This is a genomic window from Natrinema sp. DC36, from assembly GCF_020405225.1.
In the GTDB taxonomy this organism is placed as follows: Archaea; Halobacteriota; Halobacteria; order Halobacteriales; family Natrialbaceae; genus Natrinema.
Genome location: NZ_CP084472.1, coordinates 2,616,497 through 2,636,674, shown reverse-complemented (window position 1 = coordinate 2,636,674; position 20,178 = coordinate 2,616,497). Strand labels below are relative to the sequence as shown.

General features: G+C 66.3%; 18 protein-coding genes. 4 read left to right on the top strand and 14 right to left on the bottom strand.

Translation table 11 applies throughout. From position 1 onward, the window contains the following. Positions 1–33 precede the first annotated feature (33 nt). The 5 genes from LDH74_RS13725 to LDH74_RS13705 all read right to left on the bottom strand — a co-directional run bounded on the left by LDH74_RS13725 (position 34) and on the right by LDH74_RS13705 (position 6,823). Positions 34–2,184 (bottom strand): glycosyltransferase family 39 protein, encoded by a 2,151-nt coding sequence (locus tag LDH74_RS13725; RefSeq protein WP_226039277.1) that lies wholly within the window; start codon positions 2,182–2,184, stop codon positions 34–36. An 82-nt stretch (positions 2,185–2,266) separates the two neighbouring features. Beyond that, positions 2,267–3,397, bottom strand: a complete 1,131-nt coding sequence (locus LDH74_RS13720) for an extracellular solute-binding protein (protein WP_226039276.1) — start codon at positions 3,395–3,397, stop codon at positions 2,267–2,269. A 25-nt stretch (positions 3,398–3,422) separates the two neighbouring features. After that, on the bottom strand, positions 3,423–4,589 hold the full coding sequence (locus LDH74_RS13715) for an alpha-1 4-glucan-protein synthase (protein ID WP_226039275.1): 1,167 nt from the start codon (positions 4,587–4,589) through the stop codon (positions 3,423–3,425). Positions 4,590–4,596: 7 nt separating this feature from the next. After that, complete coding sequence (locus tag LDH74_RS13710; RefSeq protein WP_226039274.1) at positions 4,597–5,781, bottom strand: lysylphosphatidylglycerol synthase transmembrane domain-containing protein; 1,185 nt, start codon at positions 5,779–5,781, stop codon at positions 4,597–4,599. Positions 5,782–5,893: 112 nt separating this feature from the next. After that, positions 5,894–6,823 (bottom strand): NAD-dependent epimerase/dehydratase family protein, encoded by a 930-nt coding sequence (locus tag LDH74_RS13705; RefSeq protein ID WP_226039273.1) that lies wholly within the window; start codon positions 6,821–6,823, stop codon positions 5,894–5,896. A gap of 256 nt (positions 6,824–7,079) precedes the next feature. Between LDH74_RS13705 and LDH74_RS13700 the strand changes: the two genes are divergently transcribed. Beyond that, positions 7,080–7,532, top strand: coding sequence for a MaoC family dehydratase (locus LDH74_RS13700; protein WP_226039272.1), 453 nt, complete (start codon positions 7,080–7,082; stop codon positions 7,530–7,532). 10 nt (positions 7,533–7,542) lie between these two features. On the opposite strand, the gene prf1 is transcribed toward LDH74_RS13700, so the two are convergent. Further along, positions 7,543–8,802 carry a peptide chain release factor aRF-1 gene (prf1, locus tag LDH74_RS13695; RefSeq protein WP_226039271.1) on the bottom strand — a complete coding sequence of 420 codons (1,260 nt, stop codon included), beginning with the start codon at positions 8,800–8,802 and terminating at the stop codon, positions 7,543–7,545. A 62-nt stretch (positions 8,803–8,864) separates the two neighbouring features. Between prf1 and LDH74_RS13690 the strand changes: the two genes are divergently transcribed. The 3 genes from LDH74_RS13690 (at position 8,865) to LDH74_RS13680 (ending at position 10,852) form a co-directional block, all read left to right on the top strand. Further along, entirely contained in the window at positions 8,865–9,017 is a 153-nt protein-coding gene (locus tag LDH74_RS13690) for a hypothetical protein (RefSeq protein WP_226039270.1), read from the top strand. A 36-nt stretch (positions 9,018–9,053) separates the two neighbouring features. Then, positions 9,054–10,001: a cell division ATPase MinD gene (minD, locus tag LDH74_RS13685; protein WP_226039269.1), complete on the top strand. Its 948-nt coding sequence runs from the start codon at positions 9,054–9,056 to the stop codon at positions 9,999–10,001. Positions 10,002–10,318: 317 nt separating this feature from the next. Continuing rightward, on the top strand, positions 10,319–10,852 hold the full coding sequence (locus LDH74_RS13680) for a hypothetical protein (RefSeq protein WP_226039268.1): 534 nt from the start codon (positions 10,319–10,321) through the stop codon (positions 10,850–10,852). Positions 10,853–10,937: 85 nt separating this feature from the next. Here LDH74_RS13680 and argS read toward each other — a convergent pair whose 3' ends face one another. From argS to mutL, 8 genes are all read right to left on the bottom strand, one after another. After that, positions 10,938–12,725 carry an arginine--tRNA ligase gene (argS, locus tag LDH74_RS13675; RefSeq protein WP_226039267.1) on the bottom strand — a complete coding sequence of 596 codons (1,788 nt, stop codon included), beginning with the start codon at positions 12,723–12,725 and terminating at the stop codon, positions 10,938–10,940. Positions 12,726–12,820: 95 nt separating this feature from the next. Next, positions 12,821–13,498, bottom strand: coding sequence for a uridine kinase (udk, locus tag LDH74_RS13670; protein ID WP_226039266.1), 678 nt, complete (start codon positions 13,496–13,498; stop codon positions 12,821–12,823). Positions 13,499–13,588: 90 nt separating this feature from the next. Then, the gene (locus tag LDH74_RS13665; protein ID WP_226039265.1) at positions 13,589–14,125 is read right to left on the bottom strand and encodes an NUDIX domain-containing protein; all 537 of its coding nucleotides are present in this window, start codon (positions 14,123–14,125) and stop codon (positions 13,589–13,591) included. A 26-nt stretch (positions 14,126–14,151) separates the two neighbouring features. After that, complete coding sequence (locus LDH74_RS13660; RefSeq protein ID WP_226039264.1) at positions 14,152–15,309, bottom strand: threonine synthase; 1,158 nt, start codon at positions 15,307–15,309, stop codon at positions 14,152–14,154. A gap of 2 nt (positions 15,310–15,311) precedes the next feature. Next, positions 15,312–16,271 (bottom strand): succinylglutamate desuccinylase/aspartoacylase family protein, encoded by a 960-nt coding sequence (locus LDH74_RS13655; protein ID WP_226039263.1) that lies wholly within the window; start codon positions 16,269–16,271, stop codon positions 15,312–15,314. A gap of 57 nt (positions 16,272–16,328) precedes the next feature. Continuing rightward, positions 16,329–17,165 carry a proline dehydrogenase family protein gene (locus LDH74_RS13650; protein ID WP_226039262.1) on the bottom strand — a complete coding sequence of 279 codons (837 nt, stop codon included), beginning with the start codon at positions 17,163–17,165 and terminating at the stop codon, positions 16,329–16,331. Between the two features lie 127 nt (positions 17,166–17,292). After that, a complete protein-coding gene (locus LDH74_RS13645) occupies positions 17,293–17,457 on the bottom strand; it encodes a hypothetical protein (RefSeq protein ID WP_226039261.1) in 165 nt (54 codons plus the stop codon). A 396-nt stretch (positions 17,458–17,853) separates the two neighbouring features. Next, entirely contained in the window at positions 17,854–20,088 is a 2,235-nt protein-coding gene (gene mutL, locus LDH74_RS13640) for a DNA mismatch repair endonuclease MutL (protein WP_226039260.1), read from the bottom strand. Between the last annotated feature and the right edge of the window lie 90 nt (positions 20,089–20,178).

The following is a 20,178-nucleotide window of genomic DNA, read 5'->3' as shown; positions in this document are numbered from 1 at the left end:
ACGCTCGCCGACTCACGGACAGCCGGAACGCGTCTACGACGCCGACTCCCGCTTTTCGAGTCGCGTTTCGAACGTCTCCCACCGACTGTGGGTCTCCGGCCGGTCGGGGAGGTAGGTTCCCTCGGTGCCGCAATCGGTGACGAGCCGACAGCCCCGCCGCTCGGGCGGCCAGATCGCTTCGACGCCGTCGTCGGTCGTCCGGACGGTCACCTCCTGCCGATAGGTGTACGTCGCGCCTTCCGGCTGGACCTGCGTGACCGTCAGCACGATCTCGTCGGCTCCGTCGAACGGGACGGGATCGTCCCCGGATCCGTTCAGCCGAACCAGTCCGCGGTCTTCGGGAGCGCTCTGCGTCGCGTCGCTGGCGTTCCCGCCGGCGCGCTCGAGGGACCACGCCACGGAGTGCTCGCCGTCGGGGCCAGTGACGGCGTACTCGGCGACCTCGCCGTCGTTCTCGAGGCGAACCACCACTCGATCGACCCGATCTGCGATCCCGACGGTGGTTTCACCCTCGAGTCGCTCGCCCGATCGGACCGAGAGCGGTTCGAGCTGGGCGACGATCTCGTCGTCGGGCGTCGCCGTCCACTCGCCCTGATAGCTGTAGCGGTAGTAGTCCCGATCGGGATAGGCGTCGAGGACGGCGAAATCCCGTTCCGGGGATCCCTCGAGCGCGTAGACAACCTCCCCGTCGAGGCCGCCGTCGTTCCGGAGGGCCTGGAAGGGGTGATTCTGCCACTGGCCGTAGGGTGTCGGCAGGAAGACTAGCGCGTTCTCGAGGTCGCGCTCTTCGACGGGCTCGTAGGCGGACTCGAAGCGCTCGGTGTGGACGGCGTTGCGCTCGACCGGGTCCGAGAGGAGGGCCGCGTTCGCCCCGCCGGCGACGAGGGCGCTCGCGAGGAAGGCGGCGACGACGACGGCTCGAGCCGCCCGCGGCGACGCGATCGTCGCGATCCGGTTTCGGACCGCGAGATCGCGACACCGCCGCCAGCCCGTAACGACGGCGAACGCGGCGAAGATCGAGAGCGGCACGAGCAGGTCGAAGTGATAGAACGGCCCGAACTTCGAGAGGAGGCCGGTGGTCGGATCGCCGATTCCGGCGTGGACGTTGTAGTTGCCCCAGAACGCGAAATTGCCGAGAACGACGGCGGGGAAGAGCCCGGCTAGCAGCAGGCCCGCGGTCCGGTCGCTCCGCCATCCGCGCTCGCCGTCGGTGCCGGGGAGGGGAAGCCAGTGCCACAGCGCCACGGCGAGTCCCGCCAACGCGGTGATCGTTCCGAGCAGTCCCGCAGTGAACCAGCGCGTGGCGAAGTACCAGAGGGCGGCGGCGTTCGCCTCGAAGGCGACGGCCGGCGTGTACTGCAGCGAGTGATCGAGGAGTTCGCGGTGGCCGAACCCGGGACCGTCGAGCGGCGCGAACGCCGCGTACGGGAACGTGAGCGCAGAGCCCGTCACGCGGGCGTTGTACGCGAGCGCCAGCCCGACGAAGGCGAGCCCGAACGCGGCGGTGAGCCCGTTTCGTCGGACGGGGTCGGGCGGCGGTCGGAGTCCCCGTTCCCACCAGCGTCCGCGAGCCGATCGGAGCACCGACCAGCCCGCGTGACAGATGAAGGGGAGCGCGAACAGGACGGCGGTGTACGGCCGCGCGAAGAAGGCGAGTCCGGTCGCCGCGCCGGCCAGGACCGCGTTGCGGAGTCGGCCGCCCCGGACGCCGCGGAGGTACCACGCAGCGAAGAGGAGATTCAGCAGCGTCGTCGGTGCGTACGGGAGGAACACCGACGACGTCAGGAGCGTCATGGGAGCGGCGGCGAAGACGGCCGCGGCGACGACGCCGACCCATCGGTCGAACACCATCGATCCGAGGAGGTACACGAGGGCGGCGTTGCCCACCGCGACGGCGACGAGCGTCACCCGCGGCTCACCGAACAGCGCCATCGAGACGGCGTACATCGCGGGGACGACCGGCGAGTACTTCGAGTAGAGCCGACCGCCGTCCTGCACGAAAAACCACGGCCGGAACGCGTCGGCGATCTCACCGGCTCGGAGCGTAAGCTGTCCCTCGAGCAACATGGCCGCCTGCAGGAGGTAGACCCCCTCGTCGTCGTTGCTCGAGTGATAGGGAAAGAGCTCGGTCGCGAGTAGCGCGACGGCGAGGCCGGCGAGACAGACGACGGCGAGTGCGGCCAACTGGACGGGGCGTGGCCGCTCACCGAACGCGTTCCCCGACCGAAATCGACGAATCGGATCCCGAATCACGAGGAGAGTCGGATTAGATGCTGATGCCGTCGATACTGCGCATCAGGTCCAGCGTCGGCTGCAGATCGGACAGCTCCGACGGGTCGATATCCGGAACGTTCAGATCGTCGACCGACGGGAGTTCGCCGACCGGTTCGGCCTCGGGGATCAGCGGATACTCGAACGTTTCCACCGCGAAGAACTCCTGGACTTCCGCCGAGAGGAGGTGGCGAACGAAGTTCTCCGCCAGCTCGGCGTTGTCCGTGTTCTCGATGACGGTCGCGCCCGCGACGTCGAACGTCGCGCCCGCGTCGCCCTCGGTGAACACCGTCTCGATCGGCGCGTCCGGGGATCCCTCGAGGACCCGCTGGATGTAGTAGTGGTTCGTGAACCCGGCGTCGATCTCGCCGTCCGCGACGGCCTGACAGACGGCCATTTCGTTGTTGTACCCGGTGATTCCGTTGTCGACGACGCTCTGAAGCCACTCGCGAGTGGCCTCCTCGCCCTCGAGGATGCGCATCGCGGTCACGAACGACTGACAGGAGCCGTACGAGGGGGCCCAGCCGAGGTCGCCCTCGAAGTCGGCGTAGTCACTGATGCTCGTGGGCATATCGCTCTCGGAGAACGCCGACGAATTGTAGGGAATCGTTCGGATGCGGCCCGAGGTTCCGACCCACTCGTCGGTCCGGAACTCCTCGGGGACCATCTCCAGGACGTCGTCCGAGAGGGATCGGGACATCCCCTCGCTCGCGACCTCCCCGAGTGCAGCCGAGTCGACCGTAAAGAAAACGTCCGCGTTGGTTCCCGCGCCCGCCTCGGCGATCTGATTCGCGAGATAGGAGGAGTCGGCGTATCGAGGCCCTTCGACGACGAAATCGTCGTACTGGTCCTCGAGGCTGCTGATGAGCGTCCCGACGAGGAACTCGTTTCGCCCGGAGTAGATGTGGAGTTCGCCCTCGAGGTCCGGCAGTTCCGACATTGGCGTGCCGCCGGGCTGACCGCGCCCCGAACGGCCGGAGCCGATCTGGTTGAAGACGTTCTCGTCGTCCTCGTCGTCGTCATCGCTCCCAATCAGGCCCATACAGCCGGCCAGGCCCGCCGTGCCGAGTGCAGTCGATCCGACGAGAAACGCCCGCCGACCCGTCAAATCGTGTTGCTTCGTCATGCAGTTTAGGCTAACCTAAATATACTTATAGGCGTCGATTCCCCGCAACGGGCGCAGTCCGCTCGAGGGCTGACAGACACTCGAGCCAGTTGCGCATGTGTTCGCCCACGTGGTTGAAGAACGCGCCGTTGTTGTACTCGGACCAGTCGCCGTCGGCGAGTTCGTCGGCCATCGCCTCGAAAACGTCGGCGTAGTCGTCCGCGTCCGAACCGACCTCGTCGACGACGCGCCAGAGGTGTTCGTTGAGCTCGAGCCCGGGGACCTCGTTGTTGAGATCGTCGAACGTGCTGCGGGGGGCCTTGTTGTGCTCACAGAGCGGCCCGCCGTTGTAGATCCGCTTGCCGAGCACGTCGCAGGCGCGCTTGAGGAAGACGCCCGACCAGATGTCGTCGAAGCGGCCGACCTCCCACTCGTTGTCGTCCATGGGAAGCTGGTAGAACGCGGGGATCACCTCGCGGCGAAAGGCGAGGTTCATCGAGCAGACGGTGAGATAGTTGTCGCGAGCCGCGACGAAGTCGTCACCGAAGTCGTCGCTCGAGGTTCGGGTCTGCGCCTGTCCCTCGAGGTCGCCGTCCATGAGGATGCGGACGGCGTCGAGGTCGGGGACGTTCGTCCAGAGTCCCTGCGAGGCGACGACCTCGCCACCGTCGATTTCGGCCGTCCCGGTCTCGACCGTCTCGTCCATCGCCGAGTAGGGGTAGCCACGCGGATAGAGCCCGTGAACGTCTGCGTTCTGGTAGAGAACGTTGACCCACTGTTCGTCGGAGGAGACGGCCTCTATCTCGCCTTCGAAGGCAAGGTTCTCCATGTGATCGCCGAAAAAGTCCTGATCCTCGTGGGGGAGGGTGTCGTCGTCGATGAAAAATCCGTAGTCGAACTCGTCGTGAGCCCACATGTAAAGCAGGCCGAAGCTCGTCTCGGCGTGACTCGCCGCCGGGACGACGTGGCCGTACTCCGAAACGTCGTGTGCGTCGTACCACTCCTCGCGTCGGCTCCCGTCGAAAACCTCGCCCGAGACGCCTTCGTCCTCGAGCATCGCTTCCATCGCATCGGTTTCACAGAAGTCCTCCGTGACGAGGACCACGTGCAGTCGAGAGAGGTCGAAGCCGTGGTTGCGCGCGTTCCCGAAGTACGACCGCATGCACTCGTACTCCCGGATCGTCGGGACGATTACGCAGATATCCTGACTCATTGCTCGCCTATCTTTTAGGCGAGCCTAAAAAGTTACCGGTCTCCCGCGTCGCCTCCGCATCCGACTCCGCCGCGTCCGATAGCGAAATTCCCAGCGAGGCGACCGAACCGGCACCGCCGAGCAGCGTCACGCCGTTTTTCAGCGCGTGATCGACGATCGCCGCCGCCAGCGCCGTGCTCGCACCGACGGGCGTGAGCCCGACCACGAGCGCCGTAAAGGCCGCCTCGTAGAGCCCGACGCCACCCTGGGACAGCGGGAGGACTTTCGCGAGGTTTCCGACGCTGACCGCCAGCGTCCCCACGGCCAGCAGCGGCCCGACGGCGAGCCCGCTATCGAGTGCCGCGAGGACGAGGACCGCCGTGAGCACGTCGAGCACCCAGATCAGCAGGCTTTCCGCTCCGATCGTCGCCAGCGCTTTCGGGTGTCGAGCGACGACCTGTACGTCGCCCGCGAATCCGAGCGCGGCCTCGAGCATCTCCTCGAGGCGCGGCCGACCGACGGTCCGGTCCCGGAGCCACCCGGCCAGTCCGTGGTCCGCACGAGCGGACGTGACGACGACGAACCCGACGCCGACCGTCGCCGTGCTCACGGCTACCGCGGCCACGAGGGCCGTTCGCGCGCCGCCGGCCTCGGCGGCGATCTCGAGCGGTCCGGCCGCGCCGCTCAGTGCGAGCCACGCCGTCGCGAGTCCAGCGAGCGCGGCGATCGTCGCCAGATCGAACACCCGTTCGACGGCCAGCGACGCGAACCCCGCGGTGTAGGGTACTTCGCGACGGGTACGCATTACGTACGCGCGTACCGCGTCCCCCGCCCGCGCCGGAATCGCGAGGTTGGCCGTCTGGCTGACGAAGACGGCCGCCGTACAGAACGCGGTGCCGCCTCGGTGGCCGATCGCGTCCACCACGTCGCTGTACCGGCGACCGCGAAGCGGCCACGAGGCGGTGTACACGACGATCGCGGCCCCGAGCAACCGCGGATCGGCCGTCGACATCTCGGCGACGACGGTCCCCAGATCGACGTCCCGAAGGGCGACGAGCAGGCCGAGAAGAACGAGTATCGTCCCCCCGATCGTCAGCCGCCGGCGGGTCAGCGCCGCTGTAATCCTCCCGGGCTGGTCGCTGTTGGCGGGATCCCCCGCGTTCGATCCGTGATCGGCATCCCGCGACGCCGAGTCCCCGCCACCGTCGGTCATACCAGCCACTCTCAGACCCAGATATTTAAGCCCACCTAAAACCCGATCGAACGGGGTCGACGGTCGCTCTCGAGTCCGTTTTCCTCGAACGGATTCGGCGCGATCACCCCGCTTAGCGTAGCTCCTCGATGATCTCGCGCGTCGAACGACGGACCGCCTCGTCGCTCGAGAGGCGGGGCTCCCAACCCAGCGCCGAGAGCTTCTCGATCGAGAGGCGCATCTTCGGCACGTCGCCGGTCCAGCCCCGCTCGCCCCCGGTGTACTCGTGGTCGGGATCGACCCCCAGTTCCTCGGCGACGATGGCTGCGATCCGGTCGACCGAGGTCGTCGTGCGCGTGCCCAGATTGTAGGTGTTCATCGGGTCGTCGGCGTGCTCGACGGTGTGAAGGATCGCGTCGAGACAGTCCTCGAGGTGGAGATACGACTTCTCCTGGCGGCCGTCGCCGAGGATCGTCAGGTGGTCAGGATCGTCCTGCAGTTTCTCGATGAAATCCGGAATCACCGCCCCGCGGAGGCGCGGACCGACGACGTTCGCGAATCTGAAGTTCCAGACGGTGAGGTCGTGGCTGTGCGCCCGCGCGGAAAGCAAGCCCTCATCCGCGAGTTTGCTCGCCCCGTAGGCGCTGATCGGCTCGAGGGGCGCGTAGTCCTCGGGCGTCGGCCGCGGGGCCTCGCCGTAGACCGTCGAGGAGGAGGTGTAGGCGATCTCGGTCACGTCGGCGTCGGCCATCGCCTCGAGGATGTTGCGGGTCATCCGCGTGTTGTCGTCGAACTGGCCGTGGGGGCGGTCCGTATCGACGTGTTTCGACGCCGCGAGGTGGAAGACGAGGTCGACGTTCTCGAGCTGGCCTTCCAGAGCATCGGGATCGGTGAGGTCGGCCTCGAGGAACTCGGCGTCGTCGGGGACGCGGTCGCGGTCGCCGTTCGAGAGGTCGTCGACGACGGTTACGTCAGTGCCGTCCGCGAGCAGGCGCTCGGTGAGGTGCGAGCCGATGAATCCGGCACCGCCCGTGACGAGTATGTTTTGGCTCGAGATGGACATGACCGGTGATTCACCGACTGGGGGGTAAGTAGTTGTGTTTCGCTCCAGGTACCGCCTTCGTGTGCAGCGGTCGGAGTGATCGTTGCGCTGGGCGAGCCCAGCGTTCCGTTCGTGCTGGTGAAGTCAGCGCTCGACGGACGGGGAACGCGGCTCGAGGGCAGCGAGGATAATCGGCCGGTATCGAAGCGAAGGGACCGTCGGTACCGGTGCCCGTCCGTCGCTATTCTTTTTGCAGCGACCTTCGTTTTCACTGGCGATGCGCTACTTCGAGGATATCGAGGTCGGAACGACCAGAGAATTTGGAGAGTACCACGTCGCGAAAGAGGAGATCATCGAGTTTGCCGAACAGTACGATCCACAGCCGTTTCACACCGACGAGGACGCTGCAACGGAGTCTGCGTTCGGTGAGTTAGTCGCATCGGGGTGGCACACCGCCGCGATATCGATGCGAATGCTGGTCGATAATTATCTCCGAGAGAACGCCGGAATGGGTGGCCGCGGGGCTGATGAACTCCGTTGGCAACGGCCGGTCAGGCCGGGCGATACACTGTCCGTTCGGGCAACGGTCGCGGGCAAACGCCGCTCCGAGAGCGAGCCACGCCGCGGATACGTAGAGAACGATATCGAGGTGGTAAATCAAACCGGTGAGATCGTCCTCTCCTACACCGTCACCGGGATGATCGGGCGACGAGAGCACAGCAGCGAGTAGATGGGACAGTTTACACGCCGGTCGAGTACCGCAGAATCCCGGCGAAACCGCCGAAGGCGTTGAGAAGCTGTTCGCCCTTCTCGAAGTCCGTCGAGATGAACTTGGTCTCGGTGCCGCGCTGTTCGGCGATATTGATGAGGTGGTCGATGGCGTCCTCGCGATCCTCGTCGGTCGCCTCGACCTCGGTGCCACACTCGGTACAGGAGTGTGTCGGCGTCGATTTCCGGCGCTCGACGACCTCGCGCTCGGTGGTACCGCAGTCGGGACAGTCGTAGGTAATCACGTCCTTCCGGAGATCCTCGCTGATCAGGAGGCGGTCGACCGACCCCATCATCAGGTTCCGGCGGGTCGGCTCGAAGCCGTAGGTCGCGAGATCGCCGGCGTTGAGTTCCTCGAAGAACTTCTCCATCTCCTTCTTGTCCTTCATCACCTCGGCGTCGGCGAGCGCGTCTTCGGCGTTGTTGACGAGGTCCGACAGGCCGGATTCGTCGGTGTAGGCGACGTCGAACTTGCCCAGGACGGAGTCCTGCAGTTCGTGGTGGAGGTAGTCACCGTCGAGGAACTCGTCTTTGGTCGGCGAGGGCCCGCCGACGAGAATCCCGTCGAGTTCGTGGCGTCGCGCCACGAACAGGTCGTTCGCCATCCCCGCGACCTCCTGATAGAAGTTATCGATCGCCTCGAGGCGCAGGCGGGCGAATCGCTGGGCGGACTGGCCACCCTTTCGTTGCTTGCCGGGGACCAGCGACGAGGCGGACTTGACCGGTTCGATGCGCTTGCCCTTCAGCCAGCCGACGTTGGCCTCGCGGCGGTCGAGGACGATCAGCCCGTAGAGGCCCTTGTCGGCGAGCATCTCCTCGAGCGGCTCGGTCAGGAAGTCCGAGTCGCAGTGATAGCGGAAGGACTCGATGGGCTGGGGCGGGCTCTCGAGGACTTTCGTGACCATCTCGGTGCGGCCGCCGCCGGAGTCGACGGCACCGGAGAAGAGCACGATGCCGTTGTCCGGCGGAAAGGTGTCGAAGTAGCGGAGTCGATCTTTGATGCTCGTCAGCGCGTCCTGGACGGCCGTTCGGGTCTGTTTGGACTTGATGTTGGCCGCTTCGCTGTGTTCCTGTGTGACGTGCTGGACGACGTCACTGATCTGTCTGTCGTCGGGAATGTAGATCGTCACGAGCTGCGTACCGGAGCCGTCGTAGTCCTTGAGGTCCTCGATGACCTTTCGGAACTCGTACTTTTTCCGGTCCGAGTGCTCCTGCTCGCCCTCCTGGCTCATTAGCCGTATAAAACGGGGCTGTGGGTAAGAATCCTTTGACACACCGGCCGACGTGGGACCGCGTGCCGATCGATGACGAGAGTACTGACTGCCGGCGAGTGGTCGTCACGGGCCCGTCGACGCGGGTCGAAACTGAGTCGAAGCGGAACGCGCGGGACACCGTCGCCGACGTGATCTCCCACTGTAACGACGCGGGAGGTGTGGTCACGATTTAAGGTGGTGCCGTTCTAGGGTCCGGACAGTATCCGAGTATGTCTCATGAGACGGTCTACGCCATCGCGAGCGGGAAAGGCGGCGTCGGGAAGACGACGACGACGGTCAACCTCGGCACGGCCCTCGCAGAGGCCGGCGAGCGCGTCGCCATCGTCGACGTCGATCTCGGCATGGCGAATCTCGCCGGGTTCGTCAGCCTCACCCCCGACTCGACCACCCTTCACGACGTGTTAGCCGGAGATGCATCGATCGACGACGCTACCTACCGACTCGCGGACAACATCGTCGCCGTCCCGAGCGGAACCAGCCTCGACGAGTACGCCGAAACCTCTCCCGAGGGGCTGCGCGACGTCGTCGAGGAACTGCGATCACGATTCGACTACGTCTTCCTCGACGTCGGAGCCGGTATCAGCCACGAGACCGTCCTCCCCCTGGGACTGGCCGACGCCGTCGTCCTCGTCTCGACGCCCGAACCCGCCGCCGTTCACGACACGAAGAAGACGATCGAGCTGACCGACCGCGCGGGCGGCGAGATCGCCGGCCTCGTCCTCACCCGCACCCGACCGGACGGCGACGTCTCCCACGACGAACTCGCCGACCGGCTCCAGGTTCCCCTCCTCGGGACGATTCCCGAGGATCCCGCGGCTCGTGACAGCGTCTACGCCGGGACGCCGCTGGTCGTCTTCGAGCCCGGCGGGCCCGCCGCCGTCGCTTACCGCCGCCTGGCGGCCGATCTGACCGGGATCGAGATCGACATCCCGGAGCCCGACCGCGACGGTGCCGAGGATACCGCGTCCACAGACGCCGAACGACCGGCGGCCGAACCGAACGCGGATGGCGGTAACGAGGTCGATGCGGGCGGCGGTAGCGATGCGGACGACGATGACGGTACGGACGGCGGTGAGGATGCGGGCGATACCGACGAGCGCGAGGCGGCACACGACGACGTCTCGAGCGCGATCACGGAAGCCGAATCGGATCCCTGACGAGCGATCGTCCCCGTCGAACACACGATTTCCGGCGGTAGGCACCGCCTGAACCGCCGATTCCTTCCCGAACTCACTGTTTATCCCGCCGTTTTGCCGATCGGACGGGATTCCGTCGGCGGGGGGTGGAATGGTGATACTCCGACAGCGTGCAACGGATTACGTGGCGTCTGACCGGTCGGTATCGTCATCGTTATCGATATAGAGAACCGCTACAACCCGCTCTCCGTCCGTTCTCGAGTCGAAACGACGGCGTTTCAGCGTCCGAGATAGTAACGAACTGATTACTAATCACGGCGGTTCTCGATGCCTCGCCCATGGAGCGACGAAAAATCCTCCTCGGCAGTGGCGCAGCACTCGCAACCATGCTCGCGGGTTGTTCGAGCGACGAAACCGGCGACGAGTCCGACTCGAACGACGACAACGATGAGTCGCTCGGAGACGACGGCGACGATGGAAGCGACGGAACCGACGGGTCTGACGGCTCCGACGAACCCGACATCCCCGGTCTCGATCCGGACAAGCTGAAGATCGACAGCGAGAAGGTCTCGATCAAGGACGTCAACAAAGACGGTGACAAAGTCGATATCGTCGCGACGACGACGACCACCGACCCGGACGCACTGATGGCCGAACTCGAGTCGCTCGCCGACGACATCACTCGCGCGATCTCCGACCCGGAGGCGTTCGCGGCCGCGGTCAAGAGCGTCACCTGGGTGCTCGAGAAAGACGGGGCCAAGGTGATGTCGTTCTACGTCGACGTACAGTGGGCGCTCGCGTTCATAAACGACGAGATGGACGAAGACGAGTTCGTCGATCGCGTCCTCGATACCGTCGACGAGACGCAGTAGCGGTTCCGTTGCGACCGCCTGGTGACATCCCGTTCTTTTGGAACCCGACTGACCGCGTAGCTGTGCGTATCGTCGAACCGCGATCCTACATCGAGCGCGGTGCGGCCACGCCCAGAATCGATAGCGCGTTGGCAACCGCGTGTTTCGAGGCGGCGACCAGCGCGAGCCGCGCCTCCCGTACGTCGGGGTCGACATCGTCGGCGAGCACCGGACACTCCCGGTAGAAGCCGTTGAACCGGTCGGCGAACTCGCGGGTGTAGGTCGCGATCTGGTGGGGCTCGAGGTCGTCGGCGGCCTCGTCGACGACCGCCGGGAACCGCGCGATCGTCTCGAGGAGGTCCCGTTCGGCTTCGGTCTCGAGCAGATCGGCGTCGAGGGCCTCGAGTTCGACGTCTTGCTCGGCGAGGGCCGTCTCGGGATCGAGCCCGGCCTCTTCCAGAATCCCACAGCACCGCGCGTGGACGTACTGGACGTAGGGTGCTGACTGTGCCTCGAAGTCCAGCGCGCGGTCCCACTCGAAGGTGATCGCCTTCGTGGGCTGCTTGGAGACGATGTCGTAGCGGACCGCGCCGATCCCGACCTGATGGGCGATGCGCTCGATGTCGGCCTCCTCCAGATCGTCGTCGCGGATGCGGTCGTCGAGGCGGTCCTCGACCTCGTCTCGAGCGCGATCGATCGCCTCATCGAGCAGATCGTCCAGATCGACGCCGGTGCCCTGTCGCGTGCTCATCTTCCCCTCGGGAAGGTTGACGTACGAGTAGAGCACCTGTCGGAGCTGGTCGGTCTCGTTGCCCAGCAACTCGAGGGTCGTCCGGACCTGTTTCGCCTGTAGCTTGTGGTCTTCGCCCAGCACCGTCACCGCGCGGTCGTACTCGTCGAACTTCCACTCGTGGTGGGCCAGATCGCGGGTGGCGTACAGCGAGGTACCGTCCGAGCGCAGGAAGACGAGGTTTTTGTCGATGCCGTGGTCCTCGAGCTCGAGCTGCCAGGCGTCTTCCTCGTAGACCGATTCGTCGAGTTCCTTCAGGCGGTCGACGAGGTCGTCGGTCGCGCCGTTTCGCATGAACCGCGTCTCCTTGACGAACTCGTCGAACTCGGCGGGCAGGCGCGCGAGACACTCCGTCATACCCCCGAGCACCTGATCGACGACCTCGCTGACCCGCTCGTAGGCCTCGTCGTCGCCCGCCTCGAGGCCCTGCATGATCGACTCGATCTCGGCTTCGGCCGCTTCGACCTCGGCGTCGGGCGCGTTCTCGAGGTAGGCGTTCCCCTTGCGGTAGTAGCGCACGAGGTCGTACTCGATCCGATCGCGCTCGGGCGGCTCGTCTAGCTCCGCCTCGTCGAACGTCTCGTAGGCCCAAGCGAAGACGGCCATCTGCCGGCCGGCGTCGTTGACGTAGTAGTGCCGGTCGACGTCGTAGCCGGCGTACTCGAGCAGGTTACAGACGGCGTCGCCGATGATCGGGTTCCGGGCGCGGCCGACGTGGACCGGTCCCGTCGGGTTCGCGCTGGTGTGCTCGACGACGATCGACTCCTCCCGATCCGGCAGACTGCCGTAGGTGTCGCCGGTCGCCGTCTCGAGCGTCTCGGCGAAGTAGGCGTCGCTCGGCAGGAAATTGAGGTAGGGACCCTGCGTCTGTACGTCCGAAACGTAGGTCAGCTCGTCGGCGTCGATCTCGTCGGCGACCTGTCCGGCGACCTGCGGCGGCGGTGCGCCGGCCTCGCCGGCCAGTCGAAACGCCACGCTCGAGGCGAGGACGCTCTCGACGTCGTCCGGCGGCTCTTCGATCCCCAGATCGTCCGTGGGAAAGTCCAGCGTCGAGAGCGCCCCCTCGAGGGCGTCTTCGACCTCCGCGCGTAGGGAGAGGAACATACCCGCCCGTATTCAGGGCTCGAGTAAAGGAATGTCGGGTTTCGTCTCGGCGCGTTGTCTCGCAGAGTCAAACCGGAACTGGAACCGAAACGCGGTCAGTCTACCGTTCGATCGTTGAACGCGAGCTCACGGTCGGAGACGTCGAGCCCTCTCGAGCCCTCCGGGAGTTCGGCCTGCACCTTCTCGATCAGGAGGTCGATCGCCATCCGGTTCGCGCCCTCGGGAATGATCACGTCGGCTTGCTTCTTCGTCGGCGCGACGAATCGTTCGTGCATCGGTTTGACCGTCTCGAGGTACTGATCGATGACGCCCTCGAGGTCGCGCCCGCGCTCGATGACGTCGCGTTCGATCCGGCGCAGAATGCGGACGTCCGCGTCGGTCATCACGTACACCCGCAGGTCGAGGAGATCCCGTATTTCCTCGTCGTGGAGCGCGAGAATTCCCTCGAGGACGATGATCTCGGAGGGCTCGACGGTGACGCGCTCGTCGGTGCGGTTGTGCACCTCGAAGTCGTACTGGGGCATCTCGATCGGCTCGCCCGACAGCAGCGTCTCGAGTTGCTCCCGGAGCAGTTCCCACTCGAACGCGGAGGGGTGATCGTAGTTGACCTCCCGGCGTTCCTCGAACGCGAGGTGCGAGAGGTCTTCGTAGTAGTTGTCGATCGGGATCCGCGTGACCGCCTCGCCGACGGTCTCCGCGACCGTGCGTGCGACCGTCGTTTTCCCGGCTCCCGTGCCGCCGGCGATTCCCATGGCGAACGACGGTGTGCTCATCGTCCGAATCTGGGCCGGGCCGCTAATGAATCCCCTGATCCCGCGTCGCCTCGATTCGACGGAATCCGTCCGCTTCTCGAGTGCCAGCCCTCACTCGAACGAGGCGGCGGCCTCGCGGAACCGCTCCTCGTGGACCGGGCGAAAGGTCTCGCTCGAGGCGCCGAACTCGCTCGGCGTCCAGAACCGGGCGTCCGTGGCGTCGCTGCCGGCCGCCGGCACCCCCTCGGCGTCAACCCGATCGGCCGCGTAGTGGACCGTCACGACGTGTTTGCCCTCCCGGGGCGGCATCGCCGACGCGGCGAGGATCTCGAGGTCGTCGGTATCGACGACGATGCTCGTCTCCTCTTCGAGTTCGCGGGCGGCCGCCGCCGCGGGCTCCTCACCGATCTCCACGTGGCCGCCGGGGATCGTCCACTCGCCGACGCCCGGAGGGACGCCGCGCTCGACGCAGAGGACGGCGGAATCCGGACCGGATCGGTCGACCACCGCGACGCCGGCACAGGGAACCGGGTTGTGCCAGACGATCGCCGCGCAGTTCGGACACCGCATGCGCTCGCGGTCGTCGAACGTGATCGACTCGAGTCGGGTGCCACAGTCGGGGCAGAACGTCGGCGGTCGACTGACCATCTATCCGGTTTCTCGGACCGGACCGTTCAAAGTGTTTTGAATCCGCTTCCCGTCAGCGGCACGACGACGTCGTCGTCATCGGCGACGACCCCGTCCTCGCGATATCGCTCGAGGGCCGCCGGCGCGACCGCACAGGTCGGCTCCACGTAGAATCCGTTGCGGTGGAGTCGGTCCAGCGCGGTCTCGATCCGGTCGCCGCCGATCGCGATCGCGTCGCCGCCGGTTTCCTCGATCGCCTCGAGGATCTCGGTGCCGCGGGCCGGTTCGGTGATCCGAATCCCGTCGGCGATAGTCGTCCCGTCGCCGTCCTCGTCGGTCGTCTCGCCGCCGAGTGCCGCGACGATGGGCGCGTAACCGGCTGCCTGCGCGCCGAGTAGGCGAGGCATTCCGTCGACGATGCCGGCCTCGTTCAGGAGGCTGAAGCCGCGGTACGCACCGAGGAAGAGCGTCCCGTGGCCGACGGGAAGGACGACGGCGTCGGGAACGGTCCATCCTTGCTGGGCGGCCACTTCGAACGCGAACGTCATGGTCCCGGCGTAGAACGCGGGGTTCCACGCGTGGCTGGCGTACCACCCCTCGCCCGTCTGATGGGGTGCGTCGCTGTCGCCGGCCGAGACGGCATCATCGTTCGAGCGGCCTTCGACGGCCCTGAGGCAGGCCGCGGTGACGTCTTCTCGAGTCCCCTCGATGCGAACGGGGCGCGCGTCGGCCCGCTGGATCGCCATCAGCTTCGACTGTTTGACGTCCGCCGGCACGTAGATGTCCGCCTCGAGCCCCGCGCGGGCCGCGTAGGTCGCGATCGATGCACCCGCGTTCCCGGATGAGTCCTCGATGACCTTCTCGACGCCGAGTTCGACGGCCCGCGAGAGGGTCGTCGTCGCGCCGCGGTCCTTGAACGATCCCGTCGGAAACACGTACTCGAGTTTGAACTGCGCGTCCCACTCGGGGGCGTCGACCATCGGCGTAAACCCCTCGTAGAACGTGACGTGCTGCTCGATCGGGAGGAACTCGAAGAAGGTCCACAGCCCCTCACTCGTGTCCAAACTGTGCAGCGGGAGCGGATCGCCCTCCGGGTGGGGTCGTTCCGTGAACTCGAGGCCGCGGCCGCACGCACAGCGCCACGGCTCGTCGGGTCCGGCGTCGTAGCGGGTGCCACAGTCGGGACACGTGAGATCAGATGGCATGGTCAGACGGTGTCGATGTCGGTTCCGACCGAACAGACGTATTCACCGGTCGCGACCTGCGGGAGTCGACGGATCCGCCAGAGGATGCCGTTGCTGTTGGCGGTGACGGTCGACTTCGGCTCGCCGAACGGCGTCGTCACCTCGAACAGCGTCTCGCCGCTCGCGACTCGATCGCCCAGCTCCTTCCGGAGGTCGACGAGCCCGCCGCTGGGAGCGCCGTACTGCTCGAAGCCGCTGGCCCGTACCTGTCGCTCCACGTCCGCGTCCTCCTCGAGGTAGCCGTAGTACCGAAGGACGTTGAAGACGCCGTCGACCCCCTTTCGAATGCTCTCTTCATCCCAGCCGACGGCACCGCCGAGTTCGGGGTCGACGGTCGGGATCCCTTCGTTCGGCGCGGCGCGGGCCAACTGTCCGTCCGGTCCCTTCTGGTCGAGAATGTGCCCGCAACCGAAGACTCTCGCGAGTTCGAGACACTCGTCGTAGAGGCGGTGGCGCGTTCCGCATCGGACCCGGACCTCGTCCAGCATCCGGCTGGTCGACCCCTGGTGGAGATCGAGGATCATGTCCGCTCGGGTCGCGACATCGAACGTCGCGGCCGCGATCCGCTCGCTCGAGGTCCCGTTCTCGTTGCCGGGATAGGCCCGGTTCATCTTCGTATCGTCGATCGGGTTGCGGTGTTCGGCCACCTGAAACGCGTGGTAGTTGACGATCCCGACGATCAAGATCGTGCCCGAGAGTTCGGCGGGATCGAGCCTTGGCACGAGGCGCTGGATCACGCCGACGCCGTTGAGTTCGTCGCCGTCACTGACCGCCTGTACGTAGAGCGTGTCTCCAGAAGTCGCGCCGTTGAGTACGGCGACCGGGAGCCCGAACGGGCTCCCGTCTCGCGTCTCGCCGACCTCGAGACGGCCCGTATCCATCTCGCCGGGCCCCGCGCTCGCCGTTCCGAGCGTCGTCGTCATACGTTCCTCACGATGGATCCGTTCGCCTTTAGACTATCCTTTGATCTCGAGCGTCGATCATCCGGTGAGGACGGCCCGGAGCGCGAACCGGAGGTTCTCCCGCCGTTCCATAACCCGACGGTAGAAGTAGGACTTCCAGCGCTCGCCGTAGGGGACGTACTGCCAGACCTCGTACGCCTCGGCCAACTCGTACTGGGTGTCCTCGCGGACGCCCATCAGCATCTGTACCTCGAACGCGGTACCGTGGCGTTCGTGGAGCGCCGTCGCGTACTCGAGCATCGCCGGATCGTGGCTCCCCACCGCGATCCCGCCGTCGTAGTGTTCGAACGCGTACTCGAGCAGGGTCCTGTACTCCCGGTCGACCCGCGCTCCGTCCGCGTACGCGACGTCGGCCGGCGGATCGTACGCGCCCTTCACGAACCTGACTTTCCCTGGAACGTCGGCGAGGCGGCGTGCGTCCGCTCGAGTCCGCCTGAGATTCGCCTGGACGCAGACGCCGACGCCCCCTCCCTGCTCGCGAGCGACCGTCTCGAAAGCGTCCAGCGTCGCATCGGTCGTCGTATGGTCCTCCATGTCGATCCAGACGAAGACGCCGTGATCGGCCGCCGCGTCGACGATCGCCGTTAGCTCGGAGCGGAAGACGTCCTCGCCGATATCCAATCCGAGTTGCGATGGCTTGACTGAAATGCAGGCCTCGAGCCTCGAGCCAGCAATGTCGGCGACGAGTTGGCGGTACTCGGCGGCGTCGGCCGCAACAGGGTCGTAATCGTCGTAGTGTTCTCCCAGCAGATTGACGATGGCCTTCACATTCTGGTCGTTTAGCTGGCGGACGTGTTCGAGTGCTTCCGCAGGAGAGTCACCCGCGACGAACCGGTTCGCGATGGGCGGGATCATAACAGAGTGACTGACCGCGACGCGTAAGGGTGTTTCTCCGTTTCTCGACGCGTTTCGACGGAATAGTACGGGTCGTTCGACGGAGAGCGAGTCACCGTTCCGACGGAGAGCGATCCGTTCCCCGTCTCTACGCGGCGTCGTCAGGATCCTCGACGGAGAGTTTGTGGCCCGTTTCTCGACCGTGTTCCCGAATCACTTCCGCGGATTTTTCCCCGTTCTTCGTTACTTCCTTCGAAAAGTTGCACTCGTCACACACGATACGAACGGACCGTACGTTTTGCTCGGGAGCCATTATACGCAGATCTCGGATGATTCGTCCTGCTGGTCGCGTTTCGCTCGGTGCGACGGCTCGGGTCCGTATGTCGGGGATGTGGTATCTTCGGTCATCTGTCTCAGGTGGGGACACGTTCCACTGCGGTGCGTTCCGCGCGGCCGCGACGGAGAGAACGAGGGACGCTCCGCGGCAGAACGGGCGTCCGGTTCGGGCGATTCCGACATCGTCGGGGCGCAAACACACGAGATGAATCGTTGGTCCGTGTGATGAGGGGGCGTGCCGGAATATTAAATTTACGTATATACCGCACATACTTACGCTTCCCCGACGGGGAGACGCGTCCCCCGAAGCGACGGTTCGAGATCGGCTGTCAGACGACGGAACCGTCTCGGTCGGAGGACTCCCAGTTCAAACCTATCCGCCGTGGCCGGGATAGTCCCGCTCGAACCGGTCCTCGATTTCCGCCTCGTCGAACTGCACGATCACCGGTCGACCGTGCGGACAGGAGTAGGGGTTCTCGCAGTCGTCGAGCGCGGACAGCAGGTCGACGACCGAGCCCTCCGTCAGCGAGGTGTTCCCCGTGATCGACGGATAACAGGCCAGATCGCCGAGGAACTCGTCGGCCAGCGCGTCGACGGTCTCGGCGCCCGCTTCGCGGTCGCCCGCGACGAACGATGCGAGGACGTCCCGCAGCCGATCCGGCTCGAGCGTCTCCTCGAGCACCGCCGGCACGGTCGTCACCGCGACCGTCCGATCGTCGATTCGGTCGGCGTAAAAACCCAGCCGCGAGAGGGCCTCTCGGTAGTGTTCGAACGCCTCGGCCTCGGCGGCCGTCAGCTCGAGTTCCACGGGCTCCGCGAGCGCCTGCGCGGTCGGATCGTCGGCGAAGGCCGCCTGCAGGCGCTCGTAGTTGACCCGCTCGTCGGCGGCGTGCTGGTCGATCAGGACGAGTCCGTCGGCCGCCTCGCAGACCAGATAGGTGTCGCGGAGCTGGCCGAGGAGTCGCAGCGACGGCAGCGACTCGAACTCGGATCGCTCCCCCGTCGCGGCCTCGCCGGCCAGCGTCCGCTGTTCGGTCGCCGCGGCGAATTTGCGTTCGGCGTCGGACTCGGCGCGGCGGCCTCGTTCCGTCCTCGAGGCGCTCTCCGTCTCCGTCGAGCCGGGCGACTCATCGCCGTCCGCGTCGGGATTTGGATCCGTGCTCGATTCCGCCACGCCCGTCGAACCTGTCGCATCCGTCGCATCTGTGGCGTCCGTCGCGTCCGTCGCTGGTTCGTTCCGCGGCGTTGCCGTCGGTCGACTGGCCGCCGCCGAGCCGTCCCCGGTCGGTGACTGCGAATCGGTCCCCGAATCCGCGCTCGGCGTCGCGGACGCGTCGGTTGACGGCGCGTCGTCCGTCACAGCGTCCGCCCGTTCGGTAGCCGAGTCCACGGGATCGTTCCCGTCGTCGCTCGAACCGTCGGACTGCCTCGCAGCCTCGCTGGTGCGCTCGAGCGTGGCGGTCTCGTGACTGTCCGGGTCGGGTTCGGTCCCGCGACCGCTGCCGGGTTCGACCCGCGCCTCGCCCGGCGCCGACCGACCGCGTGGCGCACCGGATCGGAGCAGACCGTGCTCGAGCAGCGCCGACTCCACGGCGGCGTCGACCTGCCGGCGGACCGCGTCGTCGTCGTCGAAGCGCACCTCCCGCTTTCTGGGGTGGACGTTCACGTCCACTGCGTCGCCGGGCACCGCGAGGAAGAGCGTGACGAAGGGGTAGCGGTCGCCGCCCAGTTGCGTGCCGTAGGCGCCCATGATCCCTTCGCGGACGGCGTCGGCGGTCACCGCCCGGCCGTTGACGTACGTCGCGAGGTAGTCCCGACTCGAGCGGTTCGTTTCGGGATGGGAGACGAGGCCGGAGACCGATTCCAGGGGCCCCGGCGGAAGCTCGTCGCCGCCGGCCTCGACGGGGATCATCGACGAGGCGACCTCGCGGCCGTAGACCGAGAGGACGGCGGCCTGGAGGTCGCCCTGTCCCGTCGTCGAGAACACCTCGCGGCCGTCGTGGGTTAGCGTGACCGCCACGTCCGGGTTCGCGAGCGCGTAGCGCGTGACGACGCGGTTGACGTGGGCGAACTCCGTCGCCGTCGTCTTGAGAAACTTTCTGCGAGCGGGCGTATTATAGAAGAGGTCCTCGATTTCGACCGTCGTTCCCGCCGGACAGCCCGTCGGCTCGATCGAGACGACGTCCCCGCCCTCGTAGACGAGTTCCGTCCCCGCGCCGTCGGTCTCGCGGGGCCGCGACCGGATCGTCATCCGCGAAACCGAGCCGATCGTGTGCAGCGCCTCGCCCCGGAAGCCGAGCGTGGCGACGCCCGACTCGAGGTCCTCGAGCCCGGCGATCTTGCTCGTCGTGTGCTCGCGAACGGCCGCGCGGACGTCCGCCTCGGACATCCCCGTTCCGTCGTCGGCGACCCGGATTAGCTCCGTGCCGCCCTCCTCGACGGTGACGTCGACGCTCGAGGCGTCGGCGTCGAGGCTGTTCTCCACGAGTTCCTTGACGGCGCTGGCGGGGCGTTCGACGACCTCGCCGGCGGCGATGCGGGCGACGGTGTCCTCGTCTAACTGGAGGATGTCGGTGTCGTCCTGGGGGTGGGTACTCTCGTCACTCATGATGATTTGGCGTCGGCGCGGCGATCGGTTCCGACGCGTCCGCTGTGCTGGATACAGGTAGAGGCGGCGGCTGGTTAGGTCTTCCGTCCC

What these genes read in the sequence shown, in the direction of transcription:
- udk (WP_226039266.1), bottom strand. Translation starts at nt 13,498, where the DNA reads ATGAGCACACCGTCGTTCGCCATGGGAATCGCCGGCGGCACGGGAGCC.
- LDH74_RS13705 (WP_226039273.1), bottom strand. Translation starts at nt 6,823, where the DNA reads ATGTCCATCTCGAGCCAAAACATACTCGTCACGGGCGGTGCCGGATTC.
- LDH74_RS13715 (WP_226039275.1), bottom strand. Translation starts at nt 4,589, where the DNA reads ATGAGTCAGGATATCTGCGTAATCGTCCCGACGATCCGGGAGTACGAG.
- minD (WP_226039269.1), top strand. Translation starts at nt 9,054, where the DNA reads ATGTCTCATGAGACGGTCTACGCCATCGCGAGCGGGAAAGGCGGCGTC.
- LDH74_RS13645 (WP_226039261.1), bottom strand. Translation starts at nt 17,457, where the DNA reads ATGGCTCCCGAGCAAAACGTACGGTCCGTTCGTATCGTGTGTGACGAG.
- mutL (WP_226039260.1), bottom strand. Translation starts at nt 20,088, where the DNA reads ATGAGTGACGAGAGTACCCACCCCCAGGACGACACCGACATCCTCCAG.
- LDH74_RS13660 (WP_226039264.1), bottom strand. Translation starts at nt 15,309, where the DNA reads ATGCCATCTGATCTCACGTGTCCCGACTGTGGCACCCGCTACGACGCC.
- prf1 (WP_226039271.1), bottom strand. Translation starts at nt 8,802, where the DNA reads ATGAGCCAGGAGGGCGAGCAGGAGCACTCGGACCGGAAAAAGTACGAG.
- LDH74_RS13665 (WP_226039265.1), bottom strand. Translation starts at nt 14,125, where the DNA reads ATGGTCAGTCGACCGCCGACGTTCTGCCCCGACTGTGGCACCCGACTC.
- argS (WP_226039267.1), bottom strand. Translation starts at nt 12,725, where the DNA reads ATGTTCCTCTCCCTACGCGCGGAGGTCGAAGACGCCCTCGAGGGGGCG.
- LDH74_RS13680 (WP_226039268.1), top strand. Translation starts at nt 10,319, where the DNA reads ATGGAGCGACGAAAAATCCTCCTCGGCAGTGGCGCAGCACTCGCAACC.
- LDH74_RS13650 (WP_226039262.1), bottom strand. Translation starts at nt 17,165, where the DNA reads ATGATCCCGCCCATCGCGAACCGGTTCGTCGCGGGTGACTCTCCTGCG.
- LDH74_RS13710 (WP_226039274.1), bottom strand. Translation starts at nt 5,781, where the DNA reads ATGACCGACGGTGGCGGGGACTCGGCGTCGCGGGATGCCGATCACGGA.
- LDH74_RS13720 (WP_226039276.1), bottom strand. Translation starts at nt 3,397, where the DNA reads ATGACGAAGCAACACGATTTGACGGGTCGGCGGGCGTTTCTCGTCGGA.
- LDH74_RS13700 (WP_226039272.1), top strand. Translation starts at nt 7,080, where the DNA reads ATGCGCTACTTCGAGGATATCGAGGTCGGAACGACCAGAGAATTTGGA.
- LDH74_RS13655 (WP_226039263.1), bottom strand. Translation starts at nt 16,271, where the DNA reads ATGACGACGACGCTCGGAACGGCGAGCGCGGGGCCCGGCGAGATGGAT.